The 22,681-nt window shown below is 63.9% G+C and carries 23 protein-coding genes; 14 read left to right on the forward strand and 9 right to left on the reverse strand.

The window, feature by feature from the left end:
• Nucleotides 1–325: 325 nt before the first annotated feature.
• Nucleotides 326–943, reverse strand: coding sequence for a Uma2 family endonuclease (locus tag BLV04_RS20170; protein WP_245731969.1), 618 nt, complete (start codon nt 941–943; stop codon nt 326–328).
• 189 nt (nt 944–1,132) lie between these two features.
• Here BLV04_RS20170 and BLV04_RS20175 point away from each other — a divergent pair, with 189 nt between their 5' ends.
• From BLV04_RS20175 to BLV04_RS20195, 5 genes are all read left to right on the forward strand, one after another.
• Entirely contained in the window at nt 1,133–2,971 is a 1,839-nt protein-coding gene (locus BLV04_RS20175) for an SLC13 family permease (RefSeq protein WP_093036705.1), read from the forward strand.
• Nucleotides 2,972–3,163: 192 nt separating this feature from the next.
• Nucleotides 3,164–4,729 carry a cache domain-containing protein gene (locus BLV04_RS20180; protein WP_093036708.1) on the forward strand — a complete coding sequence of 522 codons (1,566 nt, stop codon included), beginning with the start codon at nt 3,164–3,166 and terminating at the stop codon, nt 4,727–4,729.
• Nucleotides 4,730–4,745: 16 nt separating this feature from the next.
• Nucleotides 4,746–5,285 (forward strand): hypothetical protein, encoded by a 540-nt coding sequence (locus BLV04_RS20185; protein WP_093036711.1) that lies wholly within the window; start codon nt 4,746–4,748, stop codon nt 5,283–5,285.
• Nucleotides 5,286–5,304: 19 nt separating this feature from the next.
• A complete protein-coding gene (locus BLV04_RS20190) occupies nt 5,305–5,823 on the forward strand; it encodes a hypothetical protein (RefSeq protein WP_093036714.1) in 519 nt (172 codons plus the stop codon).
• Nucleotides 5,824–6,005: 182 nt separating this feature from the next.
• Nucleotides 6,006–6,368 (forward strand): hypothetical protein, encoded by a 363-nt coding sequence (locus BLV04_RS20195; protein ID WP_245731970.1) that lies wholly within the window; start codon nt 6,006–6,008, stop codon nt 6,366–6,368.
• A 64-nt stretch (nt 6,369–6,432) separates the two neighbouring features.
• On the opposite strand, the gene gltS is transcribed toward BLV04_RS20195, so the two are convergent.
• On the reverse strand, nt 6,433–7,671 hold the full coding sequence (gltS, locus tag BLV04_RS20200; protein ID WP_093036717.1) for a sodium/glutamate symporter: 1,239 nt from the start codon (nt 7,669–7,671) through the stop codon (nt 6,433–6,435).
• Nucleotides 7,672–7,808: 137 nt separating this feature from the next.
• Nucleotides 7,809–9,233: a dihydrolipoyl dehydrogenase gene (locus BLV04_RS20205; RefSeq protein ID WP_093036720.1), complete on the reverse strand. Its 1,425-nt coding sequence runs from the start codon at nt 9,231–9,233 to the stop codon at nt 7,809–7,811.
• 238 nt (nt 9,234–9,471) lie between these two features.
• On the opposite strand from BLV04_RS20205, the gene BLV04_RS20210 reads away from it, so the two are divergent.
• The 3 genes from BLV04_RS20210 to BLV04_RS20220 all read left to right on the forward strand — a co-directional run bounded on the left by BLV04_RS20210 (nt 9,472) and on the right by BLV04_RS20220 (nt 12,095).
• Nucleotides 9,472–10,281 (forward strand): proteasome-type protease, encoded by an 810-nt coding sequence (locus tag BLV04_RS20210; protein ID WP_093036723.1) that lies wholly within the window; start codon nt 9,472–9,474, stop codon nt 10,279–10,281.
• A 160-nt stretch (nt 10,282–10,441) separates the two neighbouring features.
• Nucleotides 10,442–11,290 (forward strand): polyphosphate kinase 2, encoded by an 849-nt coding sequence (ppk2, locus tag BLV04_RS20215; protein ID WP_093036725.1) that lies wholly within the window; start codon nt 10,442–10,444, stop codon nt 11,288–11,290.
• Between the two features lie 52 nt (nt 11,291–11,342).
• On the forward strand, nt 11,343–12,095 hold the full coding sequence (locus BLV04_RS20220) for a Fic family protein (protein ID WP_093036823.1): 753 nt from the start codon (nt 11,343–11,345) through the stop codon (nt 12,093–12,095).
• 25 nt (nt 12,096–12,120) lie between these two features.
• Here the strand turns inward: BLV04_RS20220 and BLV04_RS20225 are convergent, their stop codons facing one another.
• From BLV04_RS20225 to BLV04_RS20245, 5 genes are all read right to left on the reverse strand, one after another.
• Entirely contained in the window at nt 12,121–12,540 is a 420-nt protein-coding gene (locus BLV04_RS20225) for a TonB-dependent receptor domain-containing protein (RefSeq protein ID WP_093036728.1), read from the reverse strand.
• Complete coding sequence (locus BLV04_RS20230) at nt 12,537–12,776, reverse strand: hypothetical protein (protein ID WP_139191980.1); 240 nt, start codon at nt 12,774–12,776, stop codon at nt 12,537–12,539. The genes BLV04_RS20225 and BLV04_RS20230 overlap by 4 nt, the downstream gene beginning before the upstream one ends.
• 141 nt (nt 12,777–12,917) lie before the next feature.
• Nucleotides 12,918–13,826: an LOG family protein gene (locus tag BLV04_RS20235; RefSeq protein ID WP_093036734.1), complete on the reverse strand. Its 909-nt coding sequence runs from the start codon at nt 13,824–13,826 to the stop codon at nt 12,918–12,920.
• Between the two features lie 45 nt (nt 13,827–13,871).
• Nucleotides 13,872–15,029, reverse strand: coding sequence for a PilT/PilU family type 4a pilus ATPase (locus BLV04_RS20240; protein WP_093036737.1), 1,158 nt, complete (start codon nt 15,027–15,029; stop codon nt 13,872–13,874).
• Nucleotides 15,030–15,186: 157 nt separating this feature from the next.
• Nucleotides 15,187–16,224: a type IV pilus twitching motility protein PilT gene (locus BLV04_RS20245; protein WP_093036741.1), complete on the reverse strand. Its 1,038-nt coding sequence runs from the start codon at nt 16,222–16,224 to the stop codon at nt 15,187–15,189.
• A gap of 169 nt (nt 16,225–16,393) precedes the next feature.
• On the opposite strand from BLV04_RS20245, the gene BLV04_RS20250 reads away from it, so the two are divergent.
• The 5 genes from BLV04_RS20250 (at nt 16,394) to BLV04_RS20270 (ending at nt 20,096) form a co-directional block, all read left to right on the forward strand.
• On the forward strand, nt 16,394–17,170 hold the full coding sequence (locus BLV04_RS20250; RefSeq protein WP_093036744.1) for a (Fe-S)-binding protein: 777 nt from the start codon (nt 16,394–16,396) through the stop codon (nt 17,168–17,170).
• A 158-nt stretch (nt 17,171–17,328) separates the two neighbouring features.
• Nucleotides 17,329–17,589 (forward strand): AbrB/MazE/SpoVT family DNA-binding domain-containing protein, encoded by a 261-nt coding sequence (locus tag BLV04_RS20255; protein ID WP_093036747.1) that lies wholly within the window; start codon nt 17,329–17,331, stop codon nt 17,587–17,589.
• Nucleotides 17,576–17,995: a type II toxin-antitoxin system VapC family toxin gene (locus tag BLV04_RS20260; RefSeq protein ID WP_093036750.1), complete on the forward strand. Its 420-nt coding sequence runs from the start codon at nt 17,576–17,578 to the stop codon at nt 17,993–17,995. The genes BLV04_RS20255 and BLV04_RS20260 overlap by 14 nt, the downstream gene beginning before the upstream one ends.
• Before the next feature lie 50 nt (nt 17,996–18,045).
• Nucleotides 18,046–19,455 carry a LutB/LldF family L-lactate oxidation iron-sulfur protein gene (locus tag BLV04_RS20265; RefSeq protein WP_093036753.1) on the forward strand — a complete coding sequence of 470 codons (1,410 nt, stop codon included), beginning with the start codon at nt 18,046–18,048 and terminating at the stop codon, nt 19,453–19,455.
• Nucleotides 19,452–20,096, forward strand: a complete 645-nt coding sequence (locus tag BLV04_RS20270; protein WP_093036756.1) for a LutC/YkgG family protein — start codon at nt 19,452–19,454, stop codon at nt 20,094–20,096. The genes BLV04_RS20265 and BLV04_RS20270 overlap by 4 nt, the downstream gene beginning before the upstream one ends.
• A 150-nt stretch (nt 20,097–20,246) precedes the next feature.
• Here BLV04_RS20270 and BLV04_RS20275 read toward each other — a convergent pair whose 3' ends face one another.
• Complete coding sequence (locus BLV04_RS20275) at nt 20,247–21,146, reverse strand: hypothetical protein (RefSeq protein ID WP_093036759.1); 900 nt, start codon at nt 21,144–21,146, stop codon at nt 20,247–20,249.
• Nucleotides 21,147–21,461: 315 nt separating this feature from the next.
• Between BLV04_RS20275 and BLV04_RS20280 the strand changes: the two genes are divergently transcribed.
• On the forward strand, nt 21,462–22,619 hold the full coding sequence (locus BLV04_RS20280) for a GGDEF domain-containing protein (RefSeq protein ID WP_245731971.1): 1,158 nt from the start codon (nt 21,462–21,464) through the stop codon (nt 22,617–22,619).
• Nucleotides 22,620–22,681 lie beyond the last annotated feature (62 nt).

Here is a 22,681-nt window from a genome sequence, read left to right on the forward strand (position 1 = left end):
GCTGCCTGAGCCTTCGTAAGAGTTTGAGTGTTTTTCAGGCCGCCGGGCGGTCACGGGCGGGTTTGTCTCCCGCGCAGAGCATCTTTCACGGTAACACTAAACCGCGTCCGTTGGGATGGGTGCTGTTGGCGTCTGTGTCGAGGCTTGCGGGTTCTTGATACCCTTGCGGGGACGCGGTTTAGGTGATTTTTGGGTTTGGGTTGGTGGTTTGAGGGTGGACCCGGAACGGCTGGTCGTGGGGCCAGGGTGAAGAGGTCGACTGCAAGTCGACTATCCCGGGGCGGGTCGGCCGTTTCACGGCAACCGTCGGCGACGCTTTCGGGCATCAGCCCCTTTCATCGCCCCGCAACGCATCGCGATAGCCCCGAATCGCTTGTGAGGTGGTCGGCTCGTCGATGAAACGCATCAGGAGCGGCAGATCCAATCCGGGCAGGACCTGGCTCTCGCTCACCGGCTCGTAACGCTCGCCGCGCAGACAGTAGGGTTGGATGAGACCCTGGCGCCAGTACCAGACCTCGGCGACGCCGAGCTGGCGGTAGATCTCGAGCTTGTCGATACGGCCATGGGTCCAAACGACCTCGATGGCAAGATGCGGGCGCTCGGCCGGCGCTGTCCCGAAGACATAGCACTCGTCCGGCTCGGCACCACGGTTGCGCGCCTTGTCCTTGAGTGTCCATGAGCCGTAGGTCGAGAAGACGATGTCCCGCTCCAGGCAATAGGTCTCGACCAGACGGCCGATCATGGACTTGATGCTCTCGTGGGTCTGCGACGGGCTCATGATCTCGACCTCTCCTTCCAGGTAGGCGATCCGAGGGGCGGAATGATCGCCGCGCATCACAAGCAGGCGCTCGTAGTCGTCCCAGCTCACCTCCGAGAAGTGGATGATGTCGTCATGGGTCGGTTGAGGGTCGGATTGCTGATACCGGGCTTGCATGGACAACATGAGTTTTGGTCTCCGATGCCGATCGGTTCACGCCGCGCACATCGCCATCAACGCTCGCACGGCAGCGCGAGCGAGATCCATGGCTGTTTCCGATAGGATAAACGCTTTTCGGGTCGGAGCGCGGGATTCCCGGCCCGAGCGCGAACGCGCCGGGCCGGTCACGAGTCGCAGCGCCACGGAGGAAACGGCATGTCGCAAGACCTTCTGATTGTCCTTCTCATGCTCGGCGCCGCGATCCTGATGTTCGCGATCAACAGGCCGCGGGTGGATGCCGTGGCCCTCATCATGATGGTGTCCTTGCCCTTTACCGGCGTGATCTCGATGCAGGAGGCGCTTGCCGGTTTCAGCAATCCCAACATCGTCCTGATCGCAGCCATGTTCGTGATCGGCGAGGCGCTCGCCCGCACCGGGGTGGCGCGCGGCATCGGCGACTGGTTGGCCGAGCGGGGCGGCAACAGTGCCTGGCGACTGCTTGTGCTGCTGATGCTCTCGGTGGGGCTTCTCGGCTCGGTCATGAGCTCGACCGGGGTGGTCGCCATCTTTATGCCGGTGGTGCTGCGGATCGCGAGCCGGCGCCGCATCCCGGCGAGCCAGTTGATGATGCCGATGGCCTATGCCGCACTCATCAGCGGCATGATGACCTTGGTCGCCACCTCGCCCAATCTGGTCATCAACTACGAGCTTGTCCGCACCGGCGCGGAGGGGTTCAACTTCTTCTCCTTCACGCCGTTCGGGCTGCCGATCCTGCTGGTGGCGACCCTCTACATGCTCATCACGCAGCGCTGGCTTCGGCCCAAGACGGCCGAGGCACCGACGGCCCGAATGCGCCCGAAGCTGATGCAGTGGGTCGAGCGCTACCGGCTCGCCGATCGCGAGTACCGGGTGCGCGTACGCCCGGACTCACCCTTGCTCGGCAGGACACTGGGGGAGCTTGATCTGCCCGCGAAGATCGGTGTGCGGATCGTCCTGATCGAACGCGGTCTCGGGCGTTCGCGCCAATTGCTCCCGCGCACGCCGCAGACCGTTGTGCAGGCGCACGATATCCTCTTGATCGACGTCGATCTCGAGGAGAAGCGCATCGACGTGGCCGAGTTCTGCGAGCGCTACGGGGTCGAGCTGCTTCCACGCACGGGCCGCTATTTCCTCGACCGGTCGCAGGACATCGGGATGGTGGAGATCATGATCGCGGACGAGTCGCGCTTTGCCGGCAAGACGATCGCGGAGGCGGAGCTGATGGTCCGCTCCGAGATGACGGTGGTCGGGATGCGCCGCGGCCCCGATGCGCACGCACCGCACGGTCTGCGTGCGAAGACACTCAAGATCGGCGATACCCTGCTGCTCGTCGGCCCCTGGAAGACGATCCGCCGGCTGCAGGACGACACGCGCGACCTCATCGTGCTGAACCTCCCCAAGGAGTTCGATGAATATCTTCCGGCGGCCAAGCGCGCACCTTACGCGGTTCTGACGCTCGTTGTCGTCGTGACCCTGATGGCGACCGGTCTTGTCCCGAACGTCCAGGCCGCGCTGATCGGCTGTCTCCTGATGGGCCTTTTTCGTTGCATCGATCTGGACAAGGCGTACCGCTCGATCCAGCTCAGAAGCATCGTCATGATCGTGGGCATGATGCCCTTCGCCCTCGCCTTGGACCGCACCGGCGGGGTCGACATCGCGGCGAACGCCTTGGTGGCCTGGATCGGGGGCGCCGGCCCCCATGTGGTGCTCGGCGTCTTGTTCGCGATCACGGTGCTGCTGGGCCTCTTCATCGTGAACACGGCCAATGCGGTCCTGATGATCCCGGTTGCACTCGCCGTCGCAGAAGCCTTGGGCGCATCGCCCTACCCCTTTGCCATGATCATCGCGCTCGCGGCATCGAGCGCCTTCATGACGCCGATCTCGCCCATCAACACCCTGGTCGCGACCGCGGGCAACTACACCTTTGCGGATTTCATTCGCATCGGCTTGCCCCTGACGCTGTTGGTGATGATCATGAGCGTGCTCCTGGTGCCTTGGCTGCTGCCGCTCTATTAAACCGCGCCCGGTGCGATATGCGTAGTCTGTTGGCTTGGTTTGGCCGCGCCAGCTCCGACAGTTGTCGGAACTGGCGCGGTTTAAGTGATGAAAAATATTAATTTTAAACCGCGTTTCCACTAAGGTCGGAAACATCCCTAAGCCCACCACAAAATGAAAATGACGCATTTCACTCCGGACGCGGTTTAACCGATGAAGATCCTCCGACCAACCCGCTTGGCCCGTCTCATTCCGAGGCGGCTGGCCTCGTTCCGGTTTGCCATCCTCCTCCTCTTCCTGGTCCCGATGATGCTCACGGTCATGGCCATCGTCTACAAGATGTCGGAGCGTGCGGAGTCGGTCGTCTATCAGCTCTCGAGCCGGATCGTCGAGGAGATCGCCGAGAAGGTCGTCGCGCACGCGACCGGGATCGTGCGGGTGGCGGAAGGCCACCTCCTGTCGAATGCCGCGGTCGCCGCCGCCACACGCGTTATCCCCGGACAGGTCCTCTTCTCCGATCTCTTCTGGCAACAGGTGGTCTTCACCCCGGAGCTGACCGGCCTCTATATCGCCGATCAGGCCGGCAACTTCGTGCAGGCCCGGACCGAGCCCGAGCCCGCAACCCGGGTGATCGACCGCGGGGCCACGCCGCCGACGGAGCGCATCATCGTGCGCGATCGCGACTACCGGCCCCTCGCGCACCTCGAGCGGGAGCCCGCATTCGACCCGCGCGAGCGTCCCTGGTACGTCAACACGCGCCCGGAGAGACGCCTGCAATGGACCGACGCCTATCGGTTCAGCGGCTCCGGCCGTTTGGGGATTACGGCCACCTACCCGCTCTTGGACAGCGAGGGCCGCATCCTGGCCGTGCTGGGTGCGGACGCGACGCTCGACAGCCTCTCGGCGTTTCTCTCGCGCCAGGACATCGGACCCAACAGCGCGGCCTTCCTGCTCGACGACCGTGATCGTCTCATCGCCTATCCGCATCGCCTCGAGATCGGCGCCCGCTCCGACACTGGCCCGGACGTCGGCCCGGACGCAGGCTCGGCAGATACCAACGACCTGCCGACGACGAGCGAGATCGCGCTGCCTTGGGTCAGGAACGCCCTGACATCCATCGGACCCTTCGGCGCCTCGGCCCGATCCGACCACGCCTATCGGTCCGTGACGGACGGCCGGACCTATCTTGCGAACGTCGTCTATTTCGGCGAGGGGTTCGGTCTGCCGTGGCGATTGGTCATCGTTTTGGACGAGGCGGATCTCCTGAGCGAGGCGCAACGCGCCCTGCAGGAATCCATCGTGGTCTCGGCGATCATCGTCATGCTGGCACTCTTCGTGGTCTATCCGATAGCGGCGACCTTTGCGGAGTCCGTCGAGCAGCTCACACGCAACACCCAGCTGCTGCGTCTCTTCCGGCCCGGCGAGGTCGTCCCGGTCAAGTCGGCGTTTCGCGAGATCCGCGAGATGGACCAAGCGATTTGCGGCATGCGGGAGACCATGGTGCTCGTCGAGAGCCGGTTGCCGACGGAGGTCGTCCGAGCGCTGGCGGCCGGGACCCTCGACGCCGAGGAGCCCGAATTCATCCGCTTGTGCGAGCTGGGTTTTTCAAAGTACCGTGAGGGCGCTTGGGACGAGGCCATCGCGGCCTTCAGCGAGGCTAGGCTCTATGCCCCCGATGATCGGGCGTGCGCGCTCTTGATCGCGCATTGCGAGCGACAGCGGGCCGGCGGCGAGGTCGCTCCGCCCGATCCAGCCGATCCGATGATCACCCGAGCTTGACGAGGACACCTTCCGCATGGCCGATGAAGACCGCATCGACGAGGCGATCGACCGCCTGCAACGGGTCATTCGCTTGCTCGGCGAGCGACAAGAGTTTCTCGATCGACGGATCTCGGTGCTGTCGAGGTTGGCGCTGTTCGATCTCTTCGCCGTCGTCCTGACGATCTCTCTGCTGGTTATCATCCTCTCTGTCCAAGCGCCCGAGCTCCGCAATGCCGTGGCGACCATGAACATCCACTTCGGCGTCATGTCGGACGACATGTTCAGCATTCGCCGCAGCATGGCCCGAATGACCGAGGATGTCGCCAGCCTGCCCGGGATCATCGCTCAGGTCGACAACATCCAAGGCAACGTCGGACACATGAGCGGCAGCATCGGGACCATGACGGAACGCGTGGCGACCATGAATACGAACCTCGGTCTCATGACCCTGCAGGTGAACGACATGAGTCTCTCCTTTGCTGTAATGGACGATAGCCTCATGCGGATGATGCAGGACGTCAATCACATGTCCAAGCCGATGCGCTTCTTCAACCAGATGAACCCGTTTCGCTGAACCCGCTCGGATCATGGATATGCCCGACAACACACAGACCGATCGGATCATCGAGATCCTCGAAGGCACGGAAGCGGACCTGACCCGACGCATCCGCGACCAGAAGAAGGCCGGTCGCAAGGCGGTCGCGCCTCGCGTCTTCTTCGTGCTCATCGGCATCCTCGCGCTCGCCAACCTCTATTTCGTCAATCAACTGATGATGGAGACCCGGGCCATCATCGCGAACCTGAACGAGATGTACGGCCATTTCGCGACCGTCTCGGCACGCATGTCCGAGATTCGCGACGACATGACCCTGATGGAGCAGGAGGTCCGTCTCATGCCCGTGCTGCGCGAGCAGATGGAGGCATTGGCGGTGAAGGTGGCGCAGATGAACGAAGACGTCGGCGCAATGACCGACGACCTCGTCGAGATGGAGCAGCGGGTCGGCGGGATGACGACCAGCGTCTCGGACATGAGTGTCCGATTTCGGGCGCTGAATCAAAAGGTCGGTCAGATGGGCTTGGATGTGGATCAGATGGCGCGACCTGTGCCCTGACGGGTCGAGGGCGATCTCCCTTCATACTCGTAGGTTGTGCTGACGATAGGAAGCACAACGTCCGCCGACGGTCGGGTGCGCCTCGCACGGCTCGATAAAACCTACGGCCCTCGTGGCGTGCAGCGATCCGTTGCGCGGCTTGGTTTAACCGTTTTGGGACATCACTCAAGAGGAGAGAAACGATGAACTTCGAGCAATGGGGCGAGCTTCCGGGCTTAGGATTCCGTTTCGCCCGCCGCGCACTGCTTGTCGGCACATCCGCGCTGCTGGCCGCCTGCGCATCGAGCGGCGAGCACGTGACCGGGGTCATGCAGATCACGCTCAAGCCCGGAGAGACGGGCACCTGTCAATCGAGTCCCTGCCAAGTCTCGCTCGTGATGCCGCCCGGCACCGGTACCTATGAGGTGACCGGGAACGAGGTCAAGATCGGCGACTTCCCGGCCGGGCAGACCGTCTCGCTCGGCAGTCTATTCGGAAGCAACGCGATCAAGATCGTCGGCGCCGGCGTCCCGCCTGCGTATGTCTACATCCCGCGAGACCTGTGAGTCGCACCCAAACGCGAGAAGTGCCCCGAGGATCGGTGGATCCCTCGGGGCTGCGTCGGTCGGCTCAACCCGAAAATGTCCTGAGGAAGAAGGGAATCACCATCGCATTGGTCAGGTCGATGAAGAAGGCCGAGACCAGGGGCACGATGATGAAGGCCCGGTGCGACGGTCCGAATCGCTGGGTCACCGCCGCCATGTTGGCCATGGCCGTGGGTGTGGAGCCGAGCGTGACGCCGCCGAACCCGGCCGAGACGACCGCCGCATCGTAGTTCTTGCCCATCAAAGGGAACAGGACAAAGAGGGTCACCACGACCGCCAGCACGAACTGGGCTGCCAGGATGGTGAAGATCGGCCCGGCCAGATCAATCAGGGTCCAGAGCTGCATGCTCATCAGCGACATGGCGAGAAAGGCACCGAGCGAGATGTCGGCGATCAGCGCGACCGCCGGGGTGCGTGTCGGCCAAGTCACCCCGCTCCATTTGGAGAAATTCTTGGGCACCAGATTGGTGATGAGGATGCCCGCGAAGAGACAGGTCACGAAGAGCGGCAGCATGAGACCGGCCTCCGCAATCGCCTTGTTCAGCGCGAAGCCGATGATGATGCAGATGTGGATGGCGAGGACGGCGCCCAGAAAGTCCATGTGATCGACGCCTTCCTTGCGCTGCTTGTCGGTCAGCCCCACGTCCTGAATCTCTTCGACGACCTGCGGCACGGGCGTGAGCTTGTGGCGCGTAATCAGGAATTTCGCGATCGGACCGCCCATGATGCTCGCAAGGATCAGGCCGAAGGTCGCGCTGGCGATACCGATCTCCATCGCGTTGCTGATCCCGAAATTCTCGGCGATCGACGGTGCCCAAGCGATCGTCGTGCCGTGCCCGCCGATCAAGGACATGCTGCCCCCGACCACACCGACCGCCGCCGGCAGATCGAAGAGCGAGGCCACCCCGATCCCGGTGAGGTTCTGCGCGAACATGAAGGCGATCGTGATGGCCAGCAGGATCAAGAGCGGGCGCCCCCCGGCCAGCAGATCACGCGCGCTCGCATTGATACCGATGGTGGTGAAGAAATAGACCAGCAGGATATCGCGCGCGCGCAGCTCGAACTCGATCGCGTGCCCGGAGGCGAAATAGAGCAGCCCGAAGAGGACCGAGAAGAGCAACCCACCGGTCACCGGCTCGGGGATGCTGAACTCCCGCAGGAAACCGATCTGGGTGTTCAACAACTTGCCGACGAACAGCACGACGATGCCGATCGTCACGGCAAGGAATGAATCGATCCGGATGATACCGTCCAACAGCTCCATCTCATGTCCTCTTGGTTGACGCTAAACCGCATCCGGAGTGGATTGCGCTGCGCGTGTCCACCCGACCCATTCCGCTTCGCGTCGTCTAAAGACGACGAAAACCGCACGGGCCGGTCCGGAAATGCTTCTTCACCCGGTCAATCCTGCAGGCGCTCCAGCTCGGTAATACCACCGCTGTTCTTGGCCTCGACCTTTGAATAAAGGTCGTAGAGCGCGGCCTGCAGGGCCTCCTCGATCACCGGGTGATAGAAGGGCATGCGCAGCAGGTCGCCAACGGTCAGGCCCTGCGCGATCGCCCAGCAGAGAAGATGGGCGAGGTTCTCGCCTTTGGGTCCGATCATCTCGCTGCCGAGGATGCGACCGGTCGCCTTGTCGCCGTAGACGCGGATGACCCCTTTGTTCTTGCCCATGATGAGCGCACGTCCGACCGGCGCGAGCTTGATCTGTCCGACTGCGGTGGTCTCCGGGTCGAGCGCGTTCCAGCGCATCCCGACGGCGCAGATGTTGGGGTCGCAGAAGTTGATGAAGAGCGGGGTCTTGCGGCGGAAGCGCTCGGGCGCGGCGGCGGTGTCGATGCGCGCGGCGTTGTAGCCCGCGATCTTGCCCTCGTCGCCGGCCTCGTGAAGGATCGGCCGGTATCCGGAGACGTCGCCCGCGATGAAGACCGGTAGATCGCCGACCTGCATGCTGTTCGGATCGAAGGGCGGGATGCCGCGCGGGTCGAGCGAGACGCCTAGGTTCTCCAGCCCGAGCCGCTCGACGTTGGGCACGCGCCCGATACTGCACAGCACCTTGTCGACCAGGACACTCTGCTCGCCCGCGGTGACCCGCAACCGGTCGCCTTCCTCGACGATCTCGGCGGGCACGCCCAGATGGATGGAAAACTCCTTGCCGAGCACCTCGATGGCGGATTGGTTGACCTCCGGGTCTTGAGCCCCGGCGATATGGTCGAGCGCATCGAACCCGGTGATCTCCACGCCCATCCGAGCCAGGCTTTGACCGATCTCTAGACCGATGGTCCCGAGTCCGATCACCGCCATCGCGGCGGGCAGGTCCTCGAGCTCGAAGATGTCGTCGGTGGTGATGACGCGGTCGCCGAACGCCTTCCAGGGCTCGGGCACCAAGGGTCGCGAGCCGGTCGCAATCACGACGGCCTTGGCGCGAATCCGCTGACCGGCGACCTCGATCAGGGTCGGCTCGACGAAACGGGCGTAGTCCTGAATGAAGAGATCCTCCGGCATGTCGTCGGTGCTGCTGCCGAGGACGCGATCCACGAAGGTGTCGCGCAGGTCCTGGACATGCTCGAGCGCCTCGGGGATATCCAGGGTCATGCCCTCATGACCGTCGATGCCGAACTTGCCCAGATGCGTGCGCCGATGATAATCCTCGGCGATCTGGATCATGGCCTTGGACGGCATGCAGCCGACCCGGGCGCAGGTCGTTCCCGGCTCGCCCCCGTTGATCAGGACGAAGCTCTTGCCCGCTCGGCGGACCTGCCCCATTGCGTTCAGCCCGGCGGTGCCGGAGCCGATGATGGCGACGTCGACGTTGCGTTCTTTCACCTGACTCTCCCCGGATAGGTCGCCGGATGACCCGACAGTTACGTTCATTGTCTATGCTCGCACGTCGCGATGACAATCCCATGCCGGCACCGCCGACCAGCTGCGGGTTCTTGACGCTGCCCGGACGAAGTTCGATGCTGCTCGTATTTTCGTGATTCCGCTCGGGTGGAAAGGCGGCTTTCGTCGATCCGCATCACCCGGGTCGACCGCCTCTTCCACTCCTCGGAGATTCACCCGAATGACCTATTGCGTTGGACTCTGCCTCGACCAGGGCCTTGTGATGGCATCCGACTCCCGCACCAACGCGGGCGTGGATTACATCTCCTCGTACAGCAAGCTGCATCTCTTCCAACCGGCGCCCGACCGGATGTTCGTCCTGCTTGCAGCCGGCAACTTGGCAACCACCCAGGAGGTGTTGAACCGCATTCGTCGCGATCTCGATCAAGCGGCCAATCCGAGCCAAACCGACCTGCCCCCCGCCGTCACGCTCGCAAACGTGGAGTACCTGTTCGAGGCGGCGAACTATATCGGCCAGGTGAACCTGGCGGTTCAAAACGAGCATGGTCCCGCGCTGCGACAGATCGGCGCGAGCGTCGAGGCCACCTTTATCCTGGGGGGACAGATCGGAGGTCAGCCCCACGGACTCTTCCTGATCTACCCGCAGGGAAACAGCATCGCCGCCACGCCCGAGACGCCCTTTCTCCAGATCGGAGAGAGCAAGTACGGTAAACCGATCCTGGACCAGATCGTGACGCCCACCCTCTCACTCAACGACGGAGCACGCGTATGCCTGGTCTCGCTTGCCGGGACGACGCGGTCCAACCTGACCGTCGGGCCGCCCTTCGAGGTCGCGATCTGCCCGAAAGACGCCTTGGCGCCGTCGCACCGCCTCCGGCTGGAGGAGGACTCCGCGGAGTTGAAAACATTGACCCGAGATTGGATCGAGAGTGTGCGCCATGCCTTCTTCGGCCTGCCTCACTTTCCGTGGGAGCAACCGGACACGGCAAGCGGCGCCGAGTCCGAGAGTCCGCATCAGATGCAGAGTTAAACCGCGCCCAACCCGGTATGCGATGTTTTTGGATAGGATCGGCCCCGGCAGGCTTGACGATCGCTGGAGTCGGCGCGGTTTAAAATATTAAAAAAAATATATTATTAATCCGCGTCCCCGCAAAGGGCTGTGGATGCACCAAGCGAGAGGAGGTGAGCGCATGTCGAAACACGAGGGGAAGAAGAAAGCGAAGCACGAGGGGACAGCCCCCGAAACGGCCGCCCCCGGAGAGAAGATGCGCCGCAAGGATTACGAGCGCGAGCTCGGCGAGCTTCAAATCGAGCTCAGCGCCCTGCAGGCGTGGATCAAGCTCACCGGGCAGCGCGTGGTCATCGTCTTCGAGGGACGCGACGCCGCCGGCAAGGGCGGCACCATTCGCGCGATCACCGAGCGCCTGAGTCCACGCGTCTTCCAGGTCGTCGCCCTACCGGCGCCCTCCGACCGCGAGAAGACACAGCTCTACATGCAGCGTTATCTCAATCATTTCCCGGCGGCCGGCGAGGTCGTCATATTCGACCGCAGTTGGTACAACCGCGCCGGGGTGGAGATCGTGATGGGGTTCAGCACCGAGGACGAGCGCGATCACTTCCTGGTGGCGACCCCCTGGTTCGAGAACAACCTGGTCGAGCAAGGCATCACGCTGATCAAATACTGGCTCGAGGTCGGCGAGGTCGAGCAAGAGCGACGTTTCCGCGCCCGCATCGAAGACCCCGTGCGGCAGTGGAAGCTCTCTCCGATGGACCTGGAGTCCCGCAAGCGCTGGTACGAATACTCACGCGCACGCGACCTCATGCTGAGCGCCACCGACACGGATGCGGCCCCTTGGTCGATCGTGCGCTCCGACGACAAGAAGCGGGCACGCCTCAACGTGATCCGCCACCTGCTGAGCCAATTCCCGTACGACCCGCTGCCCAAAACCAAGGTCAAGCTGCCGGATCGCGACATGGAGGACGCCTACGACGACCAGGCGACGATGGTCGATCGGAGATGGATCCCCGAGCATTGGTAAGCAGGTCGGTTCCGCGGACAAGGCCGCCGACGCACCGAAGGAAACCATGACGATGGCCGAGATCGAGACTCTTCTCAAGCAGATCGACGGTCTGAAGACCCGGCTCGATGCCGCTCGGCCATTGACCAGCGCACAACTTCAACAAGCGCTGGATATCGAGTACACCTACGAAAGCAACCGCATCGAGGGCAACACCCTCACCCTGCGCGAGACCGATCTGGTGGTCAACAAGGGCCTCACGATCGGCGGCAAGCCCCTGCGCGAGCATCTCGAGGCGATCAACCACTACGAAGCCATCCTCTATATCCGTGAGCTGGCGGCCCGGGGCACGGCACTGGATGAAGCCGAGGTGCGTCACATTCATGCGCTGGTGCTGCGCGGCATCGACCGCGACAACGCCGGGCGCTACCGCAACCTGCCGGTGATGATCTCCGGCAGCCGCCATCTGCCGCCGCAGCCTTGGGCCGTACCCAAGCTGATGGAGGACTACGGGCGGTGGCTTACAGAGGAATCCTTGCGCCTGCACCCCGTTGTACGCGCCGCCGAGGCCCACGAGCGGCTGGTCACGATCCATCCTTTTCTCGACGGCAATGGCCGCACGGCGCGATTGGTCATGAATCTGGGCCTGCTGGCCGACGGCTACTGCATCGCCAATATCCCCGGCGACACCGACAGCCGCCGCGCCTACTACGATGCCTTGGAGAAGGCCAATCTGGAGGCCGACAGAACCGACTTCATTACCTTGATCGCCGGGCATGTCCTGCACGCCATGCAGACCCTGCTGGAACGTCTCGGGGCGGGGTGAGTGACGGCTTCCGCTGCGCAATGACTCAGAAGCTGTAGCTCGCCGTGAGGCCGATCAGGAAACCGGTGCCGGGACCGGGCGCGTAGAACCGGCCGTTTGCGTCGTTGACGCTCACCGCGGAGATGTCCGCTTCGACGGTCGTGAGATTGAGCGTCGGCGCGACGGTACGGCAAGGAATGCCTGCGCAGGTCGAGAAGCTCTCGGTGAATTCGCTGTCCAGATAGGTCGCCGCCAGAGAGCCGACAAAGCCCCGACCAAGGGTTGACTCCAGCAGCAGCTCAACACCTCGGCGACGGGGTGCGGGCGCATTCCGGTAGGTTGCACGTCCGCCCCCGTTGGTCGTCACGGTCAGCTCGTCGTCGGTGTCGATCTGGAAGAGTACGAGGTTCAGGCGGGCGTCCTCGCCAAGCAGGAACTTGGCGCCGATCTCGTAATGCCGACTCACGGCGGGATCCGGACTTGAGCTTGCTGTTGGCCTGCTCCTTGGCCGCACGGCTCCAATCGCGATAGCCGTCGGTCTGCGCGCGGTAGATCCTCGGAGATCAGCACCATCGGCTTCTGGCTCTGGATGATCGCCTTGTCCAGGACATCGATGGCGACCGGCAGCTCGAAGGTGTTTTCGCCCGAGCGGGTAGCGGTCACCACCAACGAGGCGAGCTCTATCGTCTCCTCATCGGACACCACCGGCTGGAGCCCCTGCGCGAGCGCAGTCCCGCACTGGAAAGCCGCAGCCCAACCGCAAGGCCGCCGCGAGTCGGCGCTGCACGCCGCGCGACGCGACCGATGAACGCGCCGACTGCGCGAGTCACTCGGGTGTCCCGATCAAGACGCGCAGCCCAACCCGTCGTAATGCGCATAGATCCGTGACCAGGCATCCTCCGCGGTCTCGACGAAGCTGAATAGATCAAGGTCGGCGCGACTGACCACACCTTCATCGACCAGCGCCTCGAAGTTGATGACGCGCTCCCAGAACGCCCGCCCGAAGAGCATCACGGGCATGGGTCGAATCTTCTTTGTCTGAATCAAGCAGAGCGTCTCGAAGAGCTCGTCGAAGGTGCCGAAGCCGCCGGGGAAGACCACCAATGCCTTCGCACGCATCAGGAAATGCATCTTGCGCAGGGCGAAATAATGGAACTGGAACGACAGCTCCGGGGTGATGTAGGCGTTCGGGGCCTGCTCGTGCGGGAGCGTGATGCTGAGCCCGATCGAGACGGCATCGACGTCGGCGGCGCCGCGATTGGCCGCCTCCATGATGCCGGGGCCGCCACCCGTGACGATGACGAAGCAGCGTGATTCCGCGTCCTGCTCCTGCTCGGAGACGATGCGCGCGAAACGCCTCGCCTCCGCATAGTAGTGCGAGCGATCGAGCGCACGCCGACAGCGCTCGACCGCGGCTTGGGCCTGTTCATCCGTCGGCGCGGCAGCCCGCGCACGCTCGGCGTCCACCAGGTTCTGCGCAGCCGTCTCGGGATCCGGAATCCGCGCACTGCCGAAGACCACGATGGTGGACTCGACCCGCTGATCCTGAAGCTCCAGCTCGGGCTTGAGCAGCTCGAGCTGCAGGCGCAGCGGCCGGGCCTCGTCGCGCATCAGAAAATCGACATCCGTATAGGCGAGACGGTAGGCCGCAGAGCGCGTCTGCGGCGTCGAGCTGGTCTCGGCCGCCCACGCGGCATCCTCGCGGGCGGTCGGCAAGGCGTCGTGATCGCGGTCGGTTGGTTTGGGAATCATGCGCGGGGCTCTCGGAGTCGGTTGCGGATTCGGGGCAAGCTCGGATCAAGGTCGCCGGCCGCGATGCGCGTCGTCATGCACGAGGGAAACCCCGTCGATCATGCGATCCGTCGCCTCGCGCTGCGCGGCGCCGCCCTGAAGCTTGATGACGAGCCGCACCTCGTTGGCGGAGTCGGCGTAACGCAATGCGTCCTCGTAGCTGACCTCGCCCTCTTGATAGAGATTGAAGAGGGCCTGATCGAAGGTGATCATGCCCTGCTCGTTGGACTTCTTCATCAGCTCTTTGAGCTTGTGCACCTCACCCTTGCGGATCAGATCGGAGGCCAACGGCGTGTTCAACAGGATCTCCACGACCGCACGACGCCCCGGGCCGCTCTTGCGCGGGGCGAGCTGCTGTGCGACGACGGCCTTGAGATTCAGCGACAGATCGAGCAGAAGCTGGTTGCGCGAGTCGTCCGGAAAGAAGCTGATGATGCGGTCCAGCGCCTGGTTGGCATTGTTGGCGTGCAGGGTCGCCAAGACGAGATGGCCGGTCTCGGCGAAGGCGATGGCGTATTCCATGGTCGCGCGCGTGCGGATCTCGCCGATCAGGATGACATCCGGGGCCTGACGCAGGGTGTTCTTGAGCGCGACCTCGTAGGACTCGGTATCCACGCCCACCTCGCGCTGGGTGATGATGCAGCCGTGATGCTCGTGGACGAACTCGATGGGATCCTCGACCGTAATGATGTGGCCCGAGCTGTGCCGGTTGCGATACCCCACCAGCGCAGCGAGCGAGGTCGATTTGCCCGTCCCGGTGCCGCCGACGAAGATCAACATGCCGCGCTTGGTCATCGCCAGCTCGCGCAGGATCGATGGGAGCTTGAGCGCCTCGATGGTCGGAATGTCGGTCTCGATCCGGCGCAAGACCATCCCGGTCGCCTCGCGCTGGACGAATGCGCTGACGCGGAACCGTCCCAAGTGCGGGCGATCGATCGCGAACTGACACTCCTTGGTCGCGCGAAACTCCTCGCGCTGGCGATCGTTCATGAGGCCGAGCACCATGTCGTGTGCCTGCTCGGCCGACAAGGGATGCTTCGTGGCGGGATAAATGGCCCCGTCGATCTTGACGCTGGGCGGCCAGCCTGCGGTGATGAAGAGGTCGGACGCCTTGCGCTCGACGACCATGCTCAACAGTTGCTCGATTGCACGATTTAGGTCCATACGAGACCTCGGTTTTAAGAAAGACGCTCCCGGGCGGCAGCCATCCATGCTCGGCCGGACCTTCGATTCGCAAACGATCGACATCCTCCGAAATCGGCAGCGTGCAGGGCGGGGCCCTCAACCAACGCTCGGCCCGGCAAGGTTCGTCGGGGCGGGATCAGGTAAAGCCGTCCTTGTTCTGGGCCTTCATCCGCGCGTCCTTGCGCGACACCAACCCCTGCTGGACCAACTCCTTGAGGTTCTGATCCAGGGTCTGCATGCCGTGCGCTTGTCCGGTCTGGATCGCCGAATACATCTGGGCCACCTTGGCCTCGCGGATCAGGTTACGGATGGCCGGCGTGCCGATCATGATCTCGTGCGCAGCGACCCGCCCGCCGCCGACCCGCTTCAACAGCGTCTGCGCGATGACCGAGCGCAGAGACTCCGAGAGCATCGCCCGGATCATCTCCTTCTCCGCCGCGGGAAAGACGTCGATGATGCGGTCGATGGTCTTGGCCGCCGAGGTAGTGTGCAGCGTCCCGAAGACCAAATGCCCGGTTTCGGCCGCGGTCATCGCCAGCCGAATGGTCTCGAGATCGCGCATCTCGCCGACCAGGATGATGTCCGGATCCTGACGCAGCGCAGAGCGCAACGCCTCGCTGAAGCCCAGCGTATCCTTGTGCACTTCGCGTTGGTTGACCAGACACTTCTTGCTGGTATGCACGAACTCGATGGGATCTTCGATAGTGAGGATGTGCGCGTACTCGGTCTCGTTGAGATAGTCGACCATCGCCGCGAGGGTCGTGGACTTTCCCGAGCCGGTCGGCCCGGTCACCAGGATGAGGCCGCGCGGGACACTGACGATTTCCTTGAAGCTCTCGGGCGCGTTGAGCTCTTCAAGCGACAAGACCTTGGAGGGGATGGTCCGAAAAACGGCACCGGCACCGCGCTTCTGGTTGAAGGCGTTGACGCGGAATCGGGCCAGCCCCGGAATCTCGAACGAGAAGTCCGTTTCCAGAAACTCCTCGTAGTCCTTGCGTTGCTTGTCGTTCATGATGTCGTAGACAAGCGAATGCACCGAGCGATGCTCGAGCGGCGGGACATTGATGCGGCGCATGTCGCCGTCGACACGGATCATCGGCGGCAGGCCGGCCGAGAGATGCAGGTCCGAGGCGTTGTTTTTGACGCTGAAGGCCAGTAGTTCGGCGATATCCACGAATCACTCCCGATTAAACCGCGTCCGGCATGACACGGTCTAGCATAGCCCGAAGAGCCGGCCTCGGTCTCGATGGATCCATCGGCGGCGCGTTTCGCCCCCATGCCGTTTAGAGTTCCGGATCGAGACCGACCACGGATCACGTCCAGACCCTCCGGAGCCCCGTCCGATGAGCGATACCCCGAAGACCTCCCCGCGTGTCGGCCTGTTCGCAACCTGTCTCATGAACCTCTTCCGGCCGAGCATCGGCTTTGCCGCAGCGAAGCTTCTTCAGGACGCAGGCTGCATCCTCGGCGTGCCGCAGAGCCAGACCTGTTGCGGACAGCCGGGCTACAACTCGGGCGACAACGACTCCGCGCGCGCACTCGCCAAACAGGTTATTACCGCGTTCGAGGTCTACGATTATCTCGTCGGCCCCTCGGGCTCCTGCATGGGCACCATCCGCAATGATTACCCAATCCTTTTTGCCGCGGACCGCGAGTGGCGCGACCGCGCCGAGGCCGTTGCGGCAAAAAGCTGGGAGCTGACGTCGTTCCTGGTCGACGTCCTGGGCATCACAAGGGTTCAGGCCGGATTCGACGGCATCGCGACCTACCACGACTCCTGCTCCGGCCTGCGCGGACTCGGCATCAAAGGTCAACCGCGACAACTGCTCGCAGGTGTGGAGGGGCTCACCCTGCGCGAGATGGCCGACAGCGAGGTCTGCTGCGGGTTCGGCGGGACCTTCTGCGTCGGATATCCCGAGATCTCGGTCAAGATCGTCGACGACAAGATCGGCAACATCCACGCCACCGGGGCAGATACGCTGATCGGCGGCGATCTGGGCTGTCTGATGAACATCGCCGGGCGGCTGAGCCGCATCGGCTCGCCGGTCCGGGTCTTTCATGTTGCAGAGGTGCTGGCAGGGATGACGGACGGTCCAGGCATCGGGGACGGGCGGGGTTGATGCGCTGCAGCGCCGTGCGAGGACGTTCCCGATTCCGCGAATCGACAGCGACCCCGACGATCGGATGCCTTCGGTCCCACGCACGATCGCTGGACTTGCGCACCGTCGCCGATTCGCTAGACTGCAGTTCTTACCGCGTAAGACAAGAGGCCATAGCCATGTCGACAGTCACCGTCTCGGACAAGGGGCAAGTCGTCATCCCGGCGGCGATCCGGCATCGGCTCGGAATCCAGCCGGGGACGAAGCTCGACTTCGAGCTGGAGGGCGACAGTATACGTATCAGGCCCCTGCGGACGATCAAGCGAACGCGCCCCGAAGCCGGCTATGGACTACTGACATGCGATCAGCCGGGGACGCGGCGTCTGACCGACTTCGATGTCGCTGAATCCATGCGCGAGATCGACGATGATTGCGCTTGATACCAATATTCTGGCCCGCTTCTACGTGGATGATCCCGGTGATCCGGAAGCGGCCAAGCAGCGACCCATCGCCTACGAGATCCTGACCAGTCGCCCCAGCCTGTTCATCCCGCTCACCGTGACCCTGGAGCTGGAATGGGTGCTCCGTGCCTTCTATCGTTTTGACGCCGTGAAGATCGTCCAAGTCCTGGAGCATCTGTTGGGCTTGGCGAACGTCAACGTCGAGGAGTCCGATCGAGTCGCCAATGCCCTCCCTCTCCTCGCCCGGGGCATGGACTTCGCCGATGCCTTGCATCTCTCGGGTTGCTCCCACTGTGAAGCGCTCTATACCTTCGACGACCGTCGATTCGCTCGGCGTGCGCAGCGTCTCGGCACAACCCCGGCCGTTGTCGTGCCAGTCGGATGAACCTCTACTGACCCGACATCCATTCACCGATAGACCCGAGGGCACGGTCATTGGACATCCGCTCACACGAATTTCAGCCACGCGCGGTCGCAGCACTCCATGACACCAGCCTCCAGCAAGCAATGGACAAGGCGCGCGACGGCTTCGTCGCCAAGCGCGCGGTCCAGGTCGCCGAGCTGTCCGAATTCGAGGCATTGCGCGAGGCGGCCAAGACGCTCAAGGACCACGTCCTCGATCATCTCGATCACTACCTGGAACGCTACGAGGCGGCCGTCGTCGCGGCCGGCGGGCAGGTCCATTGGGCCCGGGACGACGCCGAGGCCCGCCGGATCATCCTCGACATCTGCAAACGGGTGGATGCGCGCACCGTCACCAAGGGCAAATCGATGGTGTCGGAGGAGATCGGTCTCAACACGGCCCTGATCGATGCCGGCCTGACCGTGGTCGAGACCGATCTGGGCGAGTACATCATCCAGCTCGCCGGCGAGGCGCCCTCGCACATCATCGCCCCGGCCGTGCACAAGACGCGCGAGCAGGTCTCGGATCTCTTCGAGAAGGCCCACGGCGGACCGCGCCTGACCGAGATCGCGGACCTGGTCGACGCGGCCCGTCTCGCGCTGCGCGAGCGCTATTTCCAGGCCGACGTCGGCATCACCGGCGGCAATTTTCTGATCGCCGAGACCGGCTCCAGCCTGATCGTCACCAACGAGGGCAACGGCGATCTCACCCAGACGCTCGCACGGGTGCACATCGTCACCGCCGGCATCGAGCGCGTCGTGCCCACGCTGGACGACGCGACACTCTTCCTGCGGTTGCTCGCGCGCAGCGCCACCGGTCAGGAGACCGAGACCTACACGACCATCTCGACCGGACCCAAGCCGGCGGACGATCTCGACGGACCGGAGGAATACCATGTCGTCCTGGTCGACAACGGCCGTTCGCGCATGCTCGCCGGACCCTTTCGCGAGATGCTGCGCTGCATCCGATGCGGCGCCTGCATGAATCACTGCCCGGTCTACGGCGCGATCGGCGGCCATGCCTACGGCTGGGTCTATCCCGGACCCATGGGCTCGGTGCTGACCCCGTTGATCAAGGGTTTGGACGCCGCCTACGACCTCCCCAACGCCTGCACCCTGAACGGCCGCTGCGCCTCGGTCTGCCCGGTGAAGATCCCGTTGCCGGATCTCCTGCGCCGACTGCGCCACGAGCAGTTCAAGCAGTCGATCACCCCGCGTCGCAAGCGCTATGCGCTCGGCGCCTGGCGCCTTCTGGCGACCCGACCCAAGCTCTACCACGCGCTGGAGCGGCTGGCCGCGCGTGCGCTCGCCGCGATCGGCGGTCATGCGGGTCGCATCCGCCGCCTGCCGGGCGCCCGCGGCTGGACCGAGGCGCGCGACCTCCCCGCCCCGCAGGGCCGAACCTTTCTGGAACGCTGGCAGACCGAGCGAGGACAGTCATGAGCACCGCGCGAGAGGACATTCTGGATGCCGTGCGTCGCGCGGCGGGGCGCGAACCGCTCGATTCAGCCACCCGCGCAACACTGGATGCACGCATCGCTAAACCGGTCCGGCATCTCCGCCCGGCCTTCGATGAAGACCTGATCGCGCGCTTTATCCGCAAGCTCGAAAGCCGCTCGGGCACGGTCGCGCGCGTTGCCGGCCGAGCGCAGATCCCCGCCGCCGTGGAGACCTTCCGATCTGCACATAGCCTCGCCCCGCGCGCCGCCGTCGGCGCCGGGTTGAAGGACCTCGACTGGCCCGCCGACTGGATCATCCATCACCAGCGCGCCGGAATCGAGGAGACCCTATCGGTGAGCCCTGCCTTCGCGGCGATCGCCGAGACCGGCACCCTCATGCTGCTCGCCTCCCCCGAGAGCCCAACCACCCACAACTTCGTCCCGGACAACCAGGTCGTGGTTCTGGAGACCGCGCGGATCCTCCGCCACTTCGAGGACGCCTGGGCAGCGTTGCGCGAGCGCACGGGCGGCATGCCGCGGGCCGTCAACCTCGTCTCGGGCCCCTCGCGCACGGCCGACATCGAGCAGACGATTCAGCTCGGCGCACATGGGCCGCGGCGGTTGCATGTGGTGCTGGTGGATTGATGAAATACTGTACCCGGTTGCCCCGTAGACCGATGTCGTTTTTCGAGCAGCACCGATGACCTCGATATCTCGGGGCGGGATCAACGGAGCGATCCGGCACGGCCGGCGACCAGAAACTACGGGCGAGGGCGGCCGATCGTTTGGGCGTTCCTAAACGTTGGACCCTCTCCCATCCGAACCTGATTCCACGTCTTCGCGACCCCTTCCGACGACGATCTGCTCGATACCCAGGTAGTCGCGTAGCTGCTCCATGACCCGGCTCAGCATAGGCACCAGATCCGGATCCCTCATGCGCTCGCGATCGATACCTTCACAGCGGCCGAACACGGCATGGATGAGGTGCTCCTCGGTTTGGACGTGTGCAGTGAAATCGTCGAGCAACCGAGCAACCTCGCTGCGTGTCGGTGAAGCATCAACGGCACCGAAGAGGTCGTTCAAGGCATCGAGCAAGGGCGCTGCGTCGACACCGAGCCCCAGCTCCTCGGGATTCAAAGTCACCCGCCGCTCGGACACGCGACCGACCCAGACCCGGAAGCTCTCGCGTTGCAGCGAGTGGTAGAGCGGCGCCTCGCTGATCAGGAACAACAGCAGGTTGCGCGGGTTGGCGTAATAGGGCGCGTCGCGCACCAGCCAGCGCCGGTCGCGGATCAATCGATGAACCCGGATATGCTCGCGGAAATCTGCCGCCTGCAACTGATCCAGGATAAGCACCGTAGATTCAGCCTCGCTCAGCGCGCAGGCCTGGCTCACGATATCGTCGAGCGGGTCGACCGCAGACGCCTTGCGCCCGTACTCGTCGGTACCCGGCGGCAAGATCACCTCGGTTGTGGGCGGCTCCTCGTCCGAAAAGTCGTGATAGAGGATATGCGGGGTATCGAGCGCATGGGCGAGCGCGGTCGCGAAGGCGGTCTTACGGCGCTCGCCGTCGCCCTGGATGTTGAGGGTACGAATCCGATGCGGCGTCCCCTTCAGCAGACAGCGCACCTGAAAGGCGTAGTCGTCGTTGGACTCGAAACCGTGCTCGGCCATGGACTCGCGCAGTGTGCTCATGGCTTAATGATAGCGTCGACACGACAACGATGCTCGAAGCGCGCCGCGTTCGAGACGCATGGGTGAAACCTCGATCAGGGCCGGCATCGCGGTAGATGCGGCGCGCCTTGTTCCTAATTCGGGCCATAGCGGTAGTTGGCGTAGAGCGCCAGGGGGCATGCGTGACACCGCGGTTCGGTGTCACGAGACCTGACGGTTTGGGAGGCCGGTCTAATGTAGCAGGCCGCCGGGGAGGACGGCGGCAGCTCGACGTATGAGACAGCACGCCGCATAGAGGCGTCTCGGACCACCGCAACGGGCCGGAGGAGGTTCTGATTGGAAGCCGACCGCCTTGACCTCTCCGACTCGGGAGAGCAGGAAATGCTCTCCGCACTGACCGAGCAAGCCTATCGGCAGCTCCCGATCGCCTTGGTGGCGAGCCTGATCAACGCATTCCTTCTCGTGGGTGTTCTTTGGGGAGGTATCGAGAGCACGACTCTGCTCATCTGGTCGGTCTGCCTTATTTCAGTGACCGCATTTCGATTCCGGACCCTGCGCGGATTTTTGGATCCGCAGCGTCGGGCACGCGTCGGGGATGCCGTCTGGGGCCGCAGATTCGTTAAAGGCGCGTGCGCGGCGGGTTTGGTGTGGGGAGGTGCGGCGATCTTCCTGTTCCACCCGAGCTCCTTTACGCATCAGGTCTTTCTTGCCTTCGTGCTGGGCGGAATGGTCGCAGGAGGTGTACCCCTACTGTCTCCTCTGGGTCGAGCCTATCCGTGTTTTGCGATCCCCATCGTACTGCCCATGACACTCAGCATGGTCCTGGTCGGCGACCGAGTGCACTTGATCATGGGGCTGATGATCCTGGTGTTCGGTATCGCTATGCTCTCCTCGTCCGCTCGTGTGAAGCGTTTGTTCCAAGATGCCACCGACATGCGGTTGAGGCTCGCGTCCTCGATTGCCGAAGGCTCGGCGCTTCAAGAGATGTTGCGTATCGACGAGCTCACGCGGATCGGAAATCGGCGCCTCTTCGAAGAGCACCTCGCGAGCGAATGGAAACGGGCCGATCGAGCAGGCAATACCCTTGCCGTCATTTCAGCCGACGTCGATCATTTCAAAGCGTACAACGACCATTACGGTCATCCGGCGGGCGACCGCTGCCTGATCGGTATCGCCCAGGCCATGGCGTCCACGCTGCAACGAGCGGGCGACACGGCAGCCCGCATCGGCGGAGAGGAATTCGCATTCGTTCTCCCGCAGACGACCCTGCTTGGCGCGGAGCAGGTCGCAGAGCGGATCCGCGAGGCCGTCTGGGACCTGAACCTGCCGCACGCAGCCTCGCCTATCGCCGATCGCGTGACGGTCAGCCTGGGTGTCGCGTCCTCCGACCATGCGTCCGTGGCGTCGCCGGCGGATCTGATCCGTGCCTCGGATGCCGCCCTCTACGAGGCGAAACGCAGAGGGCGAAATCTGGTCGCGACCATCGGCCCCTGAACCCGACCTCGCCGCTTTTATCCACGGCCCGCCCCCCGGAGCGCAGCTGCGGGAGCCGCATC

Origin of the sequence: Thiocapsa roseopersicina (genome assembly GCF_900106925.1) — a bacterium.
Lineage (GTDB): Bacteria > Pseudomonadota > Gammaproteobacteria > Chromatiales > Chromatiaceae > Thiocapsa > Thiocapsa roseopersicina.